Origin of the sequence: Streptomyces sp. KPB2 (assembly GCF_003950055.1) — a bacterium.
In the GTDB taxonomy this organism is placed as follows: Bacteria; Actinomycetota; Actinomycetes; order Streptomycetales; family Streptomycetaceae; genus Streptomyces; species Streptomyces salinarius.
In genome coordinates this window covers 7,600,999-7,615,022 of sequence record NZ_CP034353.1, presented here as the reverse complement: position 1 = coordinate 7,615,022, position 14,024 = coordinate 7,600,999, and the positions used below count along the sequence as shown (strand labels likewise).

General features: G+C 71.9%; 15 protein-coding genes. 4 read left to right on the top strand and 11 right to left on the bottom strand.

Annotated features, from left to right (window positions below):
- Positions 1–104 precede the first annotated feature (104 nt).
- Positions 105–1,337, top strand: a complete 1,233-nt coding sequence (locus D1J63_RS34485; protein ID WP_125634415.1) for an alginate lyase family protein — start codon at positions 105–107, stop codon at positions 1,335–1,337.
- Between the two features lie 22 nt (positions 1,338–1,359).
- Here D1J63_RS34485 and paaE read toward each other — a convergent pair whose 3' ends face one another.
- Genes paaE through paaA form a run of 5 tightly spaced genes read right to left on the bottom strand, consistent with a single transcriptional unit; the run spans position 1,360 to position 5,103 of the window.
- On the bottom strand, positions 1,360–2,466 hold the full coding sequence (gene paaE, locus D1J63_RS34480; protein ID WP_125634413.1) for a 1,2-phenylacetyl-CoA epoxidase subunit PaaE: 1,107 nt from the start codon (positions 2,464–2,466) through the stop codon (positions 1,360–1,362).
- Positions 2,466–2,987, bottom strand: a complete 522-nt coding sequence (gene paaD, locus D1J63_RS34475; protein ID WP_164713104.1) for a 1,2-phenylacetyl-CoA epoxidase subunit PaaD — start codon at positions 2,985–2,987, stop codon at positions 2,466–2,468. Before paaD ends, paaE begins: the two co-directional genes overlap by 1 nt.
- Complete coding sequence (gene paaC / locus D1J63_RS34470; protein ID WP_125634409.1) at positions 2,981–3,808, bottom strand: 1,2-phenylacetyl-CoA epoxidase subunit PaaC; 828 nt, start codon at positions 3,806–3,808, stop codon at positions 2,981–2,983. Before paaC ends, paaD begins: the two co-directional genes overlap by 7 nt.
- A 9-nt stretch (positions 3,809–3,817) precedes the next feature.
- Positions 3,818–4,120 (bottom strand): 1,2-phenylacetyl-CoA epoxidase subunit PaaB, encoded by a 303-nt coding sequence (gene paaB / locus D1J63_RS34465; protein ID WP_061446455.1) that lies wholly within the window; start codon positions 4,118–4,120, stop codon positions 3,818–3,820.
- A complete protein-coding gene (gene paaA / locus D1J63_RS34460; protein WP_102929681.1) occupies positions 4,117–5,103 on the bottom strand; it encodes a 1,2-phenylacetyl-CoA epoxidase subunit PaaA in 987 nt (328 codons plus the stop codon). The genes paaB and paaA overlap by 4 nt, the downstream gene beginning before the upstream one ends.
- A 174-nt stretch (positions 5,104–5,277) precedes the next feature.
- Between paaA and paaI the strand changes: the two genes are divergently transcribed.
- From paaI to D1J63_RS34445, 3 genes are all read left to right on the top strand, one after another.
- Entirely contained in the window at positions 5,278–5,730 is a 453-nt protein-coding gene (gene paaI, locus D1J63_RS34455; protein WP_197924527.1) for a hydroxyphenylacetyl-CoA thioesterase PaaI, read from the top strand.
- On the top strand, positions 5,727–7,073 hold the full coding sequence (paaK, locus tag D1J63_RS34450; protein WP_125634405.1) for a phenylacetate--CoA ligase PaaK: 1,347 nt from the start codon (positions 5,727–5,729) through the stop codon (positions 7,071–7,073). The genes paaI and paaK overlap by 4 nt, the downstream gene beginning before the upstream one ends.
- 111 nt (positions 7,074–7,184) lie before the next feature.
- A complete protein-coding gene (locus D1J63_RS34445) occupies positions 7,185–8,483 on the top strand; it encodes an NAD(P)-binding domain-containing protein (RefSeq protein ID WP_125634403.1) in 1,299 nt (432 codons plus the stop codon).
- Between the two features lie 106 nt (positions 8,484–8,589).
- Here the strand turns inward: D1J63_RS34445 and D1J63_RS34440 are convergent, their stop codons facing one another.
- From D1J63_RS34440 to D1J63_RS34415, 6 genes are all read right to left on the bottom strand, one after another.
- Positions 8,590–9,717 (bottom strand): tryptophan dimethylallyltransferase family protein, encoded by a 1,128-nt coding sequence (locus tag D1J63_RS34440; protein WP_125634401.1) that lies wholly within the window; start codon positions 9,715–9,717, stop codon positions 8,590–8,592.
- Positions 9,718–9,924: 207 nt separating this feature from the next.
- Positions 9,925–11,274, bottom strand: coding sequence for a cytochrome P450 (locus D1J63_RS34435; RefSeq protein WP_125634399.1), 1,350 nt, complete (start codon positions 11,272–11,274; stop codon positions 9,925–9,927).
- Positions 11,275–11,289: 15 nt separating this feature from the next.
- Positions 11,290–11,883 carry an ATP/GTP-binding protein gene (locus D1J63_RS34430; RefSeq protein ID WP_061446450.1) on the bottom strand — a complete coding sequence of 198 codons (594 nt, stop codon included), beginning with the start codon at positions 11,881–11,883 and terminating at the stop codon, positions 11,290–11,292.
- On the bottom strand, positions 11,858–12,235 hold the full coding sequence (locus D1J63_RS34425; RefSeq protein WP_125634397.1) for a DUF742 domain-containing protein: 378 nt from the start codon (positions 12,233–12,235) through the stop codon (positions 11,858–11,860). Before D1J63_RS34425 ends, D1J63_RS34430 begins: the two co-directional genes overlap by 26 nt.
- Positions 12,232–12,633: a roadblock/LC7 domain-containing protein gene (locus tag D1J63_RS34420; protein ID WP_102929688.1), complete on the bottom strand. Its 402-nt coding sequence runs from the start codon at positions 12,631–12,633 to the stop codon at positions 12,232–12,234. Before D1J63_RS34420 ends, D1J63_RS34425 begins: the two co-directional genes overlap by 4 nt.
- On the bottom strand, positions 12,630–13,817 hold the full coding sequence (locus D1J63_RS34415) for an ATP-binding protein (RefSeq protein ID WP_125634395.1): 1,188 nt from the start codon (positions 13,815–13,817) through the stop codon (positions 12,630–12,632). Before D1J63_RS34415 ends, D1J63_RS34420 begins: the two co-directional genes overlap by 4 nt.
- Positions 13,818–14,024: the final 207 nt, after the last annotated feature.

Here is a 14,024-nt window from a genome sequence, read left to right as displayed (position 1 = left end):
CGTGCCCTCTTGACGGCCCATTGGTCTCTACCTATCGTCACCGCCCAGTCGAACGTTCAGAACACCACTCAGCGTTCACATACTCGAACGGATGGACCCCCCACATGTCCTCTGCTCCGACGCCCTCTGCTCCGACGCACCGTCACCGCAGACACCGCACCGCCCTCCTCGCGACCGTCACCGCCGCGCTCGTCGGCGCCCTGCTGGCCGGCCCCGGGTCGACCGCTCCCCGCGCGGACGCCGCACCCGCTGCGTTCACGCACCCCGGGGTCACCGTCTCCCGGGGCCAGCTCGACTTCGCCCGTGCCAAGGTCGAGGCCGGGGCCCAGCCCTGGAAGGGCGCCTTCGACCGGATGATGGCGAGCAAGTACGCCGACCCGAACCGCGCCCCCAAGCCCCGCGCGGTGGTCGAGTGCGGCTCCTACTCCAACCCCAACCACGGCTGCACCGACGAGCGCGAGGACGCGATCGCGGCCTACACCAACGCGCTGGCCTGGTACATCACCCGTGACGAGCGCTACGCCCGCAAGTCCATCGAGCTGATGGACGCGTGGTCCGCCGTGATCCGGGACCACACCAACAGCAACGCCCCGCTGCAGACGGGCTGGGCGGGCTCCTCCTGGCCCAGGGCCGCCGAGATCATCAAGTACACGTACACCGGAACGTGGGCGAACTCCGGCCGCTTCGCCACCATGCTCCGCGACGTCTACCTGCCCGAGATCGTCAACGGGTCGAACCCCAACGGGAACTGGGAGCTGACGATGACGGAGGCCGCCGTCGGCATCTCCGTCTTCCTGGAGGACAGGGCGGCCTACGACCGGGCCATGGCCAGGTTCCGCACCCGCACGGCCGCCTATGTGTACCTGGAGTCCGACGGGGACCTGCCGAAGACCGTCCCGAGCCAGCACCTCGACACCCGGGACAAGATCGTCAGGTACTGGCAGGGCCAGTCCACCTTCGTCACCGGCCTCACCCAGGAGACCTGCCGGGACTTCACCCACACCGGATACGGCATCTCGTCCATCTCGCACGTCGCCGAGACCAGCCGGATCCAGGGACAGGACCTGTACGGCACCGACGTCGGCGAGCGGCTGCGGCACGCGCTCGGCTTCCAGGCCAAGTACGAGCAGGGCGCCGCGGCGCCGAGTTGGCTGTGCGGCGGCGAACTCGACCTCGGCCTGGGCCCGGTCACCGAGGTCGGCTACAACGCCATGCACAACCGCCTCGGCTTCGCCATGACCAACACCCAGGCCCTGACCGAGCGCACCCGCCCCTCCGGCACGAACAACCTCTTCGTCGCCTGGGAGACGCTCACCCACGGCGACAACCCCGCCTGAGCGGACGGGGTGCGACGCCCGGTCAGCTGTCGTAGTCCACGGTCAGCTTGTCGGAGACCGGGTACGACTGGCAGGTCAGGACGTAGCCCGCGTCGACCTCGGCCGCTTCGAGCGCGTAGTTGCGGCGCATGTCGACACTGCCGTCGGTGACCAGGGCCCGGCAGGTCCCGCAGACCCCGCCCTTGCAGGCGAAGGGCAGGTCGGGGCGGGTCTGCTGGGCCCCGTCGAGGATCGACCGCTCCCGGGAGAGCGGTGCGGTCGTGGAGCGGCCGTCCAGGGTGACGGTGACCTCGCTGACGGGGCCCTCGGGGCCGCTCTCCTCGTGGTGGACCTCCCGCACGGGCTCGTCGTCGGCGAAGAACAGTTCCCGGTGGACGCGCTCCGCCGGGACGCCGAGGCCGGCCAGCACCTGCTGGGCGTCGGCGACCATGCCCTGCGGGCCGCACAGCCACCAGTGGTCCGCGCTCCCCACGTCCACCAGGGACTCGACGAGGGCGGAGAGCCGACCGGCGTCCAGGCGCCCGGAGAGCACCTCGGCCTCGCGGGGCTCGCGGGAGAGCACGTGGGCGAGGTGGAAGCGGGTCGGGTGGAGGTCCTTCAGGTCGGCCAGCTCGTCGGCGAACATCACCGTGTCCGTGCGGCGGTTGCCGTAGAAGAGGGTGACGGTGGAGCGGTCGTCGGCGGCGAGCACCGACTCGGCGATGGACACCATCGGCGTGATGCCCGAGCCGGCCGCGATCAGGACGTGGTGGCCGGGGGTGGTCAGGTCGGGAGTGAAGAGTCCGGTGGGGGCCATCACCTCCACGGAGTCGCCCGGTCGCACGTCGTTGACCAGCCACGCCGAGAACAGTCCGCCCGGCACCACCCGCACCCCGATGCGCGGCGCCGCGCCGGCCGGTGCGCAGATCGAGTACGAGCGGCGCTCGTCCCGGCCGTCCACCTCGCGCCGCAGGGTGAGCGACTGTCCGGGCGCGAAGGCGAACTCCCCGGCCAGCTCGTCGGGGATCTCGAAGCTCACGGCCGCGGCGTCCGCGCACAGCCGCTCGACGGCGGCGACGCGCAGGGTGTGGAAGGCGGGCCGGCGGCGGGTGCGCACCGGGGCCGCCGGGACGGGGGCGGTCGGGGCCATCAGATCTCCTTGACGTACTCGAACGGCTCGCGGCAGGCCCGGCAGCGCCACAGCGCCTTGCAGGACGTGGCGGCGAAGCGGGAGGTCTCCTCGGTGTCCGCCGAGCCGCAGCGGGGGCAGGGCACCGCCGGCCGGGTGGGCGACAGGACGAGGGGGACGGGGCCGCCCCGGGGTGCGGCCCCGGGCGGGGCGATGCCGTGCTCGGCGAGCTTGCGGCGGCCGGCCTCGGTGATCCAGTCGCTGGTCCAGGGCGGGTCCAGGACGGTGCGGATCTCCACGCGCGCGTATCCCGCCTCCCGCAGTCGCGCGGCGACGTCCGCCCGCATCTCGGCCATCGCGGGGCAGCCCGAGTAGGTGGGGGTGAGCCCGGCGACCACGGTGCCGTCCTCGCCGACCTCGACGTCGCGCAGGACCCCGAGGTCGGCGAGGGTGAGCATGGGCAGCTCGGGGTCGGGCACCTGCTCGGCGACGTGCCGGGCGCGGCGGGCGGCGTCCAGGGGGGCGGGGGTGCCGGTCACCACGTCGCCTCCGGATGGGCGCGGGCGATGCCCTGCAGTTCGGTCAGGAGCGGCGCCAGGTGTTCGGTGTGCTCGCCGGCGCGGCCCGAGCCGGGCAGCGGACGGTACACGGGCAGGGTCAGTCCCGCCGCCTCCGTGACCTGGCGCAGGTCGTCGGCGACCTCGTCCCGCACGTCGTACGCCGTGTGCAGCTCGCCCAGGTACGGAGCGACCTCGTCCAGTGCGGCGCGCATCCTGCGGTGCGACTCGTCGGTGCCGTCGCCCAGGCGCACGCACCACTCGGCGGCGTACTGCCGGTGGTAGGTCAGCTCCTTGACGCCCTTGGCGGCGACCGCGGCGAGGACCGGGTCCGGGTGGGCCTCCAGCCGCCGGAAGTGGGCCAGCCGCCAGCTGGAGAGCACCAGCAGCCGCACGACCGCGAACGCGAAGTCGCCGCCGGGGAGTTCGGCCAGCCGGACGTTGCGGAAGTCGTCGGCGTCGCGGAAGTAGGCGTAGGCGTCCTCGTCCCGGCCGGTGCCGTCCACCTGGCCGGCCCGGGAGTAGAGCAGGCGGGCCTGGCCGAGGAGGTCGAGACCGATGTTGGCCAGCGCCACCTCCTCCTCCAGCTCCGGCGCCCGGGTGACCCACTCGGCGAGCCGCTGGGCGCTCACCAGGGCGTCGTCGGCGAGCGCCACGCAGTCCGCGGCCAGCACGCCGGCGTCGACGCCCTCGGGCACGGTGGTGTCGACGCCGTGCAGCGGGTCCTCGAAGCCGGTGCCGTAGGCCCAGCGGGTGTCGTCCTCGTGCCCCTCGGCCAGGGTGAGGTAGACGTGGTCGTCACTCATGCCCTGCTCCTAGATGTGGGGGACGTCGTCGGGGATGTCGTAGAAGGTCGGGTGGCGGTAGACCTTGTCGGCGCTGGGGGCGAAGAAGGGGTCCTTCTCGTCCCGGGTGGAGGCGGCGATGTGCTCGGAGCGCACCACCCAGATGCTCACGCCCTCGTTGCGCCGCGTGTAGAGGTCGCGGGCGTGGGTGAGGGCCATGGCGTCGTCGGCGGCGTGCAGCGAGCCGACGTGGACGTGGTTGAGGCCGCGCTTGCCGCGCACGAAGACCTCGTACAGCGGCCAGCCCTGCTTCCCGGACTGCTCGGCGCTCATGCCGCGGCTCCCTTCTGTGCACGGGCGGCCTGCTTGGCGGCGTGGGCGGTGGCCGCCTCGCGCACCCAGGCGCCCTCCTCGTGGGCGGTCCGCCGCCGCTCCATCCGCCGGTCGTTGCACGGGCCGTCGCCCTTGATGACGCGCATCAGCTCGTCCCAGTCGGGGGTGCCGAAGTCGTGGTGTCCCGCCTCCTCGTTCCAGCGCAGCTCCGGGTCGGGGAGGGTGACGCCGAGCTTCTCGGCCTGCGGGACGGTCATGTCGACGAAGCGGCGGCGCAGTTCGTCGTTGCTGTGCCGCTTGATCTTCCAGGCCATGGAGCGCGCCGAGTTGGGCGAGGCGTCGTCGGGCGGGCCGAACATCATCAGGGACGGCCACCACCAGCGGTTCACCGCGTCCTGGACCATCTCGCGCTGGGCGTCGGTACCGCGCATCATCGTCATCAGCAGCTCGTAGCCCTGCCGCTGGTGGAAGGACTCCTCCTTGCAGATGCGCACCATCGCGCGCGCGTAGGGCCCGTAGGAACTGCGGCACAGCGGCACCTGGTTGCAGATCGCGGCGCCGTCCACGAACCAGCCGATCACGCCGACGTCGGCGAAGCTGAGGGTCGGATAGTTGAAGATCGAGGAGTACTTCTGGCGGCCCTCGATCAGCCGCCGGGTGAGGTCGTCGCGGTCCGCGCCGAGCGTCTCGGCCGCCGAGTACAGGTACAGGCCGTGGCCGGCCTCGTCCTGGACCTTGGCGAAGAGGATCGCCTTGCGGCGCAGGGACGGCGCCCGGGTGATCCACTCGCCCTCCGGCTGCATGCCGATGATCTCCGAGTGCGCGTGCTGGGCGATCTGCCGGATCAGCGTCCTGCGGTAGCCGTCGGGCATCCAGTCCCGCGGCTCGATGCGCTGGTCGCGCGCGATCGTCGCGTCGAAGTGCTCCTGGAGTCCGTCCGGCACGTCCGGGGGCGGCGCCTCGGCGGCGTGTGTCGTGGTCATCGTCACCAGCTTCCCAACCGACCATTCGTTCGGCATCAGTGTGACGTGTTTCCGCGCGCCGGGCAAGAGCCCCGCATGGGCCGGTCACACTCTTGACAGCGCCGTCGCGTGGCTGGATTACTTGACCTTGCCGCGCGCTAACCGAATGGTCGGTCGGGAAACAAGGTGGTGGATATGGTGTCGCAGGCCACTGAGCAGACGCCCACGGAGGCGATGTTCTCCGCGGACGAGGCCTCCCGGGGGCTCGGCATCGAGCTGGTGGAGCACGGCGAGGGGACCGCCGTGGTCCGCATGACCGTGACCCCGGCGATGGTGAACGGCCACCGGATCGCCCACGGCGGCTTCGTGTTCCTGCTCGCCGACACCGCGTTCGCCTGCGCCTGCAACAGCTACGGACCGGTGACCGTCGCGGCCGGCGCCGACATCGTCTTCGTCGCCCCGGCGCACGAGGGCGACGTGCTCGTGGCCCGCGCCGAGGAGCGTGCCCGGTACGGGCGCAGCGGGATCTACGACGTGAGCGTGCACCGCGGCCAGGAGCTGATCGCGGAGTTCCGCGGGCGCAGCCGCAGCGCGCGGGACGACACGGCGCGCGAGGCGCCGGGCACGACGACGAAGGAGTCGCGATGAGCAGCGAGCCGACGACCGGGGCGGCCCCGGCACCCCGACCGGGCGAGCCCCTCCCCCACGACCTGCTCGACGACGCCGAGCGACTCTCCCGCGAGCAGCTCCGGGAGCTGCAGCTCGACCGCCTGCGCGCGACCCTGCGGCACGCCTACGACAACGTGGAGCTGTACCGCAAGAAGTTCGACGCCGCCGGGGTCGTGCCCGACGACTGCCGCAGCCTGGACGACCTGTCCCGGTTCCCCTTCACCACCAAGGCCGACCTGCGGGACACCTACCCCTTCGGCATGTTCGCCGTCCCGATGTCCGAGGTGCGGCGCGTGCACGCCTCCAGCGGCACCACCGGCCGTGCCACCGTCGTCGGGTACACGGACAACGACCTGTCCATGTGGGCGGACGTCATAGCCCGTTCGATCCGCGCCGCCGGCGGCCGCCCGGGCCACAAGGTGCACATCTCCTACGGTTACGGCCTGTTCACCGGCGGACTGGGCGCCCACTACGGCGCCGAGCGCGCCGGCTGCACGGTGATTCCCGCCTCCGGCGGCATGACGGCGCGCCAGGTGCAGATCATCCAGGACTTCCGGCCCGAGATCATCATGGTCACCCCGTCCTACATGCTCACCCTGCTCGACGAGTTCGAGCGCCAGGGCATCGATCCGCGCACGAGTTCCCTCGAGGTCGGCATCTTCGGCGCCGAGCCGTGGACCGAGGAGATGCGGCGCGAGATCGAGGAGCGCATGGACATCCACGCCGTCGACATCTACGGCCTGTCCGAGGTGATCGGCCCGGGCGTGGCCCAGGAGTGCGTCGAGACCAAGGACGGGCTGCACATCTGGGAGGACCACTTCTACCCCGAGGTGGTGGACCCCCTCACGGACGCCGTGCTGCCCGGGGGCGAGGAGGGCGAGATCGTCTTCACCTCCCTCACCAAGGAGGCGCTCCCGGTGATCCGGTACCGCACGCGCGACCTGTCCCGTCTGCTGCCCGGCACCGCGCGTCCCGCGTTCCGCCGGATGCAGAAGGTCACCGGCCGCTGCGACGACATGATCATCCTGCGTGGGGTGAACGTCTTCCCCACCCAGGTCGAGGAGATCGTGCTGCGCACCCCCGGCGTCGCCCCGCACTTCCAGATCCGCCTCACCGAACGCGGCCGCATGGACCACATGACCGTACGGGTCGAGGCCCGCCCCGACGCCGGTCCCGAGCAGCGCGAGGCCGCCGCGCGGGCGATCGGACAGGGCGTCAAGGACGGTGTGGGCGTGAGCGTCGAGGTGGAGGTGGTCGACCCGGAGACCCTGGAGCGCTCGGTGGGCAAGATCCGCCGGGTGTGGGACCTGCGGGGCAAGTGAAACGTGATCACCGACACGCCCGTTCCCCGGCCGTACTGGTGTGCACGGTAATGCGGATGGGCAGGAAGGGCTTGATCGGGGGAGGTTGAGTACATCCTGGGGGGACATCCCGTGCGTGTGTGTGTGATCGGTGCAGGCCTGTCGGGCCTGGCGGTGGGCCATGCCCTGAAGGAGCGCGGCATCTCCTTCGTCTGCCTGGAGAAGGCACCCGACGTCGGCGGGATCTGGCGTCAGCCGGGGGCCGGCGAGCGGGGCCCGGGCTACCGGACGCTGCACCTGAACACCGCCAAGCAGCTGACGGGCTACGCGGACTTCCCGATGCCGGACGCGTACCCGCTCTACCCCCGGCACAGCCAGGTCGCCGCGTACCTGCGGTCCTTCGCCGAGTGGGCGGGACTGCTCGACCACGTCGAGCTGCGGACCGAGGTGGTCTCCGTCCGTCAGGACGCGGACGGCCCGTGGACCGTCGTCAGCCGGGGCGCGGACGGCGCACAGGTCTCGCGCCGGTTCGAGCAGGTGGTCGTCGCCTCGGGACACCACAACGAGCCGGCCCTGCCCGACCCCCTTCCGGCCGGTGCCGATTCTTTCGCCGGAACGATTCTTCACTCCCTCGACTACCGCGACGGCGGCGACTTCGCGGGCCGGCGCGTCGTCGTGGTGGGCCTCGGCGCCTCCGCGGTGGACATCGCGGCGGACCTCTCCCGGCACGCCGAGCGGACCCTGCTGTCGGTGCGCCGGGGACTGCACATCGTGCCCAAGCAGCTCTTCGGGATGTCGGTCGACGAGATCGCCGAGGCCCCCTGGTGGAACGAGATGTCCTTCGACGAGCGACGCCGGTGGGTGGAGCAGGCCCTGCTGGTGGCGCGCGGCAGACTGTCGGACTACGGCCTGCCCGAGCCCGACCACCCGGTCTTCTCCTCCGCGACGACCCTCTCGGACGAGATCCTCAGCCGGATCCGGCACGGCGCGGTGACCCCGAAGCCCGCAATCGCCTCGTTCGACGGCGACCGGGTCGTGTTCACGGACGGCACTTCCGAGCCCGCCGACGCGGTCGTCTACTGCACCGGCTTCCACATGACCTTCCCGTTCCTGCCGGCCGGCTGCCCGGTGTCGGCGGACGGCTCGGTCGAGCTGTACCGACGGGTCGTCCCGGCGGACCGGCCCGGTCTGTACTTCGTCGGGCTGGTCCGCCCCGTGGGCGCGATCACCCGGCTGGTGGAGGCCCAGGCCGAGTGGGTGGCCCGCCTCGTCGACGGTGCCGCCGTCCTGCCCGCGGCCGATCAGATGCGCGAGGAGATCGGCACGTATCTCACCGGCATCGTCCAGCGCTACGGCCGGACGGAGGGCGCCTCGATCCAGGTCGACGTGGGCCCGTACCTGGCCGAGTTCCGGGAGTCGCTGCCCGTGTGAGCGTCCCGCCGGGCGCCGCCGCACGATCGCGGCGCACCCGGCCGCGTCCGTGACGAGGGCTCCCGGTGGATCGCACCGGGAGCCCTCGTCGTGTGCGGACGGCCGGTCAGGCCACCGGCACCGGTCGGCGGACGGTCTCCACGACCGGCGGCCGGACCGCGTACGCCTCCGAGGAGAGGTACGCCGTCACCCTCGGCGCCCGGTCCCGCTGGTGGGCCAGGGCCAGATAGGCGATCAGGCCCACCCCGTCCTCGGGCCGCCGCTCGGTGAGGGCCGCCAGGGCCCGGTCGAGCACGGAGGCGTCCATTCCGTGGTGGCGCAGCACCCGCGACGCCCGGACCAGGGCCTCCCCGTCGTGCCGGACGTAGTCCCTGACGGGGATGTGCAGGGTGAAGCCGCTAGGTCGTGCGGTGCGGGTGTCGGTGAAGGAGTGGCAGGACAGGCCCGGCCTCCCGCCGAGACCCGTCGCGTCCGGGCCGAGGCCCGCGGCCGCGCGGAAGAACCCCTCGACCGCCGCGGGCCCGGGGCCCGAGTCCATCCGGGACAGGCGCCCGGCCTGGCCGGCCGTGAGGTTGTCGTGCCGCACGTAGACCTTCACCCGGGGTTCCGCCCAGTCGCCGAGGTCCAGGGCGAGGAACGGATGTCCGGCGCCCCGGGGCAGACCGTCGTACGCCTGCCGGTGCCCGAGCCGGTGCAGGGCCTCGCGCACCGTCGCGGCGGAACGTTCCTCCCCTCGCGCCGCCGGGTTCAGATAGACCTTGACCCCGGGTGTGCCACCGGGCCGCAGCTCCAGCGCGCACCACAGGGCGAGGGGGCCCTGCGGGTCGGCCGGCAGGAACAGGTCCAGGAGTTCGTCGAGGACGTCGGTGGTGAAGTGCCAGCGCCGCGCCATGCTCCGGATCGCCTCTAGTCCGACGCGGCCGTTGTGAGCCAGGCTGTCTGCGCCGCAGCCGGGTTCGACGAGGACCCTCATGGAGGGTGCCGCGTCCGGTCGGAAGGAGAGGGAGAACTCCACCGGGGTGTGGTCGTCGGACAGGAAGGTGCGGGTGGGCGGCGGCAGGCTCAGCGGCCGCTCGGCCACCGGGCCCAGTGAGTCGGCCAGGACCCGTGCGTAGGTCTCGACGTCGGAGCGGGACAGGCCGGCGACCACCCCGAGTCTTCGCAGCTGACCGCCCGTGAGGGAACCGAGCGTCGGTGTGCTCCGCGGGTCCGTGCCCGTCGGTGCGGCGGTCACCGGCCCCTCCCCGGCCGGAGCCGCACAAAGCGATACCCGCCTCGGGGGGCGGGTATCAGGGGGTCCGGCGCCGGGAAAGCGGCGTTCGTGGATATGTGGTCCACGACACCTCCTTTGACTCGTAAGCAACTTGAGTACCGCGTTGCTCACTACCCGTGCCGTTCGATCATCATGCGAATGGGGCGGGTTGGGGAGGTGTTGCGCAGGTCACCGTGTGAGCCAGTTGAGGAACTGGCTCCACATTCCCTTCTGTTCGGCCGGGCGCGCGGCGTTCGCCGCCTGCTCCCGCTCGGCCGCCGCGGCGGCCTGTCCCGGTTCGGCACGCCGGACGGGGCGGACGGGGGTGAAACGGGCCGGCAGCGTGGCCAGCGCCCGGTTGAACGGCCCCGGACGCCACGTCAGGCTGTCCTCGGGGACGGCGAGTTCGACGTCGGGCAGCTCGTTGAGCAGGTGCTCGACGGCCGTCACCGTGATGTGCCGGGCCGGTTCCTTGGACGGGCAGGCGTGCGGGCCCGCGCTCCAGGCGAGGTGCGCCCGGTTGCTGCCCGCCTGGCGGGACGCCGTGAGGGCCGGGCCGGTGTTGGCCGCGGCGAAGCTGACCAGGACGAGGTCGCCCGCCTGCAGTTGGTGTCCGGCCAGCTCGGTGTCGGCGGCCGGGTAGTGCGGGGCGTAGTTGGCCATGGGCGGGTTCTCCCACAGCGTGTCGTCCAGCGCCTCGTCGATCAGGCCGCCCTCCCGGGCGTACCGCTCGTGGGTGAGCAGCCGGTGCAGGGTGTTGCCGAGGAGGTTGCGCAGCGGCTCGGCGCCGGCGCCGAGGAGCAGGGCGATCTGGTGGACCATCTCCTCGTCGTCGAGACCCGCCTCGTGCCGCATCAGCCAGGAGGTGACGTCGTCGCCGGGCTTGCGCCGCTTGAGCGCGACGAGCTCCCCCGCCGCCTGGAAGAGCACCGCGGTGGCCTTCTCGGCGTTGACGCCGTCGAACATGCCGGAGATGCCGAACAGCACCCGGTCGCCGATGTCGGCGGGGCAGCCGAAGAGTTCGTTGAAGACGAACAGCGGCAGCTGCTTGGCGTAGTCCCCGAGCAGGTCGGCCGAGCCGCGGGCGGCGAACTGGGAGATGAGGTAGCCCGAGATCTGCTCGGTGCTGCGGCTCAGGCGCCGGGTGTCCACCCGCGCCATGCTGTCGGTGACCGCCTGGCGCAGCCTGAGGTGGTCGGCTCCGTCGGCGAACATGCAGTTGGACCGGTAGGCCAGGAGGGGCGCGACCGGACTGTCCGGGCTGATCTTGCCCTCGTTGAACGCCCGCCAGCGGCGCGCGTCCTTGCGGAAGGTCCCGGAGTCCTGCAGCAGTTGGAGCGCCGCCGCGTAGTCCGTGACCAGGGTCGCCTCCACCCCCGGGGCCAGTTCGACGGGGGCCGCGGCCCCGTAGTGGCGCAGGTACTCGTAGTACGCCTGCGGGTCGGCGGCGAACTCCGGCCCGTGCAGCGGCACCCGGGCGCCGGAGCCGTGGGCCGGGCAGCCGGGCGGCGGCACCGGTGCGGTGTCGTGGGGGTTCATGTCTGCTCCCAGCTCCTAGCGGGTGCGGTCCAGCAAGTAGCGGACGAGGGTGGTCAGTGCGGCGGCCGAGGACTTCTCGTCGCGGGCGTCGCAGGTGACGACGGGGGTGTCGTCGAGCAGGTCGAGCGCCTCGCGCAGCGCCCGCTCGTCGCGCAGGGGCGTGCCGTCGAAGTGGTTGACGGCGATGGCGTAGTCGAGTCCGTAGTGCTCGATGAGGTCGATCACGGGGAAGGAGTCCGCCAGCCGCTCGGGGTCGACCAGCACCAGGGCGCCGAGCGCGCCGCGGGCCATGTCCTCCCACATCTGCACGAAGCGCTGCTGGCCGGGGGTGCCGAAGAGGTAGAGCACGACGCGGTCGCTGATGGTCAGGCGGCCGAAGTCCATGGCGACCGTGGTGGTGGTCTTGCCCTGGACGCCCTTGAGGTCGTCGACCGGCTCGGCGGCCTGCGTCATCGTCTCCTCGGTGGACAGCGGCTCGATCTCGGAGATGGAGCCGATGAGGGTGGTCTTGCCCACCGCGAAGTGCCCGACGACGAGGATCTTGACCGCCGTCTGGGTCGCTCCCTCGCGTACGTAGTCCCGCTCACCCAAACTTGGCGCGGAGCCCATGGAGCACCTCCTCCAGGATCTCTCGGTCCGCGAGGCGGGCGCGGGCCACCGGCGGGCGGGTCGTGAGGTGCCCGCCCTCCATCAGGGAGGCCAGCAGGATCCGTACGACGCCCAGCGGGAAGTGGGAGTGTCCGGCGATCTCGGCGACCGAGAGATAGCCGGCGGAGCAGAGGTCGAGCAGGCTCTGCTCCTCGGGGGACAGCCGGGCCGGCCGCTGCTGCTGTTCGGCGGAGGCGGTGACCAGGGTGATGAGGGAGAGGTCGCCGTCGTCGGGCAGGCCGCGCCCCTTGGTGATGACGTACGGCCGTACTAATTCGGGCGCCTCGGGCTGCCAGCCGTCCTGGCCGGTCACGAGCGGGTGCCCAGGTTCTCGCGCGGCGGTGTCGTCAGCCGCTTGCCCAGCTGGGCGACGAGTTGCTGCATCCGGAAGGTGATGTCCGCCATGTCGACCTCGGGGGAGGCGGAGACACCGAGGTAGGCGCCCTCGCCGGCGGAGATCAGGAAGACCCAGCCGCCGTCGAACTCGACCAGGGTCTGCCGCCAGGACTGGCTGGGGTCCTCACAGAAGAAGGCGAGGGTGCGGCTGAGCGACTGCACGCCGCTCATCGCCGCGGCGACCCGGTCGGCGTCGTCCTTGTCGAAGTCCTGCGTCCGGGCCATCAGCAGGCCGTCGGCGGATATCAGGACCGCGTGCAGGGCACCTGGAATCTCCAGGGCGCTGTCGAGCATCCATGACAGATCGTCGTTCACGAGACCTCATGTCCTTCGCTGCTTGCACCAGGTGTTTCGCTCGTCCGTCCGGCGTGGTCCGGGCGGTCCGGCTCGGTGACCCGGCCGGACTGCGTTCCGCGCTGGAAGGCGCCCATGACCTGTGCCTGTTCGGAGTCCGAGCGGCCCGTCGCGCGGGGGGTGGACGCGCTGCCGGGCACGATGGCCATCGGCCGCTTGCGGCGGCGCCGGGGCAGGCCGTCGCCGGTCTGGGAGGAGGTGACCGCGGCCTCCGGTCCGCCGTCGGGGGCCGGCCGGGTCGTGCCGCGGGTGGCCGGGGCGGGGGCGGGGGCCTTCTTCTCCGGCATCGCGGTGAGCAGTTCGTGCGGCAGCAGGACCACCGCCCGTACACCTCCGTAGGGGGAGGAGGAGTCCACCGACACCTCGAAGCCGAATCGTTCGCACAGCAGGCCGATGACGGCGAAGCCGAACTGCGGCGGGTTGCCGAGCCCCGCCACGCCCGAGGCGCGCTCGGTGGCGAGCAGCTTGTCGGCGCGGGTCCGCTCCTCGTCGCTCATGCCGACACCGGCGTCGTCGACCACGACGCAGATGCCCTTGGGCACGGTCCGGATGTTGATCTCGACGACCGTGTCCGGGCTGGAGTAGCTGGTGGCGTTGTCGAGGAGCTCGGCGAGGGCCAGGGCGACGGGCTCGACGGCCCGGCTGGTGATGCCGAAGTCGACCTGGGAGAGGATGTCCACCCGGCGGAAGTGCCGGATGCGGCCCTGGGCGCTGCGCACCACGTCGTACACCGAGGCGGTGTCGCGGCGCCCGCCGAGCCAGCCGTCGCACAGCACGGCGATGGACTGGGCGCGCCGGCCGAACTGCGAGTTGGTGTGGTCGATCTCCAGCAGGTCCTGGAGGAGGGCCGAGTCGCCGTACTTGTTCTGCAGCCGGGAGAGCACCAGCTGCTGTTCGGCCGCGAGGCCCTGAAGGGTCCGCATGGCGGACTTCAGCACCGTCTTCGTCTCGTCCTCGGCCCGTTCCTGGGCGGCCTGCACGGACTTCCCGTAATCGCTCTCCAGCTCGGTGTAGTGATCCCTGAGCCCCTGGATCTGCTGCCGCAACGCCCGGGCCGCCCTGCGCTGGCGGCTGATGAGCACGGCGGCGGCGACGAGGGCGACGAGGGCCACCCAGAGCAAGGGGTTCCCTGTGTATTCCGTCATAAGACTCTCTTCAGGCGACTGGCAGCCGGCTTGCTGAATTCCCGTCCGTGCGGGCGGTCCGGTGGACTGCCCGCACCGGGGGTAGCTGCCCGGGCTGCCCTTTACGTCGGGGATGCCGTCTTTCACCCATCCGCCCGCTCCGCAAACGCGGTGATCGTATCACCGCATGATCAGGTGAATTGACGTCAAGAAGCGCCTGAACGCGAC

What these genes read in the sequence shown, in the direction of transcription:
- paaI (WP_197924527.1), top strand. Translation starts at nt 5,278, where the DNA reads ATGGTGTCGCAGGCCACTGAGCAGACGCCCACGGAGGCGATGTTCTCC.
- D1J63_RS34415 (WP_125634395.1), bottom strand. Translation starts at nt 13,817, where the DNA reads ATGACGGAATACACAGGGAACCCCTTGCTCTGGGTGGCCCTCGTCGCC.
- paaC (WP_125634409.1), bottom strand. Translation starts at nt 3,808, where the DNA reads ATGAGTGACGACCACGTCTACCTCACCCTGGCCGAGGGGCACGAGGAC.
- paaA (WP_102929681.1), bottom strand. Translation starts at nt 5,103, where the DNA reads ATGACCACGACACACGCCGCCGAGGCGCCGCCCCCGGACGTGCCGGAC.
- paaE (WP_125634413.1), bottom strand. Translation starts at nt 2,466, where the DNA reads ATGGCCCCGACCGCCCCCGTCCCGGCGGCCCCGGTGCGCACCCGCCGC.
- D1J63_RS34430 (WP_061446450.1), bottom strand. Translation starts at nt 11,883, where the DNA reads ATGGGCTCCGCGCCAAGTTTGGGTGAGCGGGACTACGTACGCGAGGGA.
- D1J63_RS34485 (WP_125634415.1), top strand. Translation starts at nt 105, where the DNA reads ATGTCCTCTGCTCCGACGCCCTCTGCTCCGACGCACCGTCACCGCAGA.
- paaK (WP_125634405.1), top strand. Translation starts at nt 5,727, where the DNA reads ATGAGCAGCGAGCCGACGACCGGGGCGGCCCCGGCACCCCGACCGGGC.
- paaB (WP_061446455.1), bottom strand. Translation starts at nt 4,120, where the DNA reads ATGAGCGCCGAGCAGTCCGGGAAGCAGGGCTGGCCGCTGTACGAGGTC.
- D1J63_RS34435 (WP_125634399.1), bottom strand. Translation starts at nt 11,274, where the DNA reads ATGAACCCCCACGACACCGCACCGGTGCCGCCGCCCGGCTGCCCGGCC.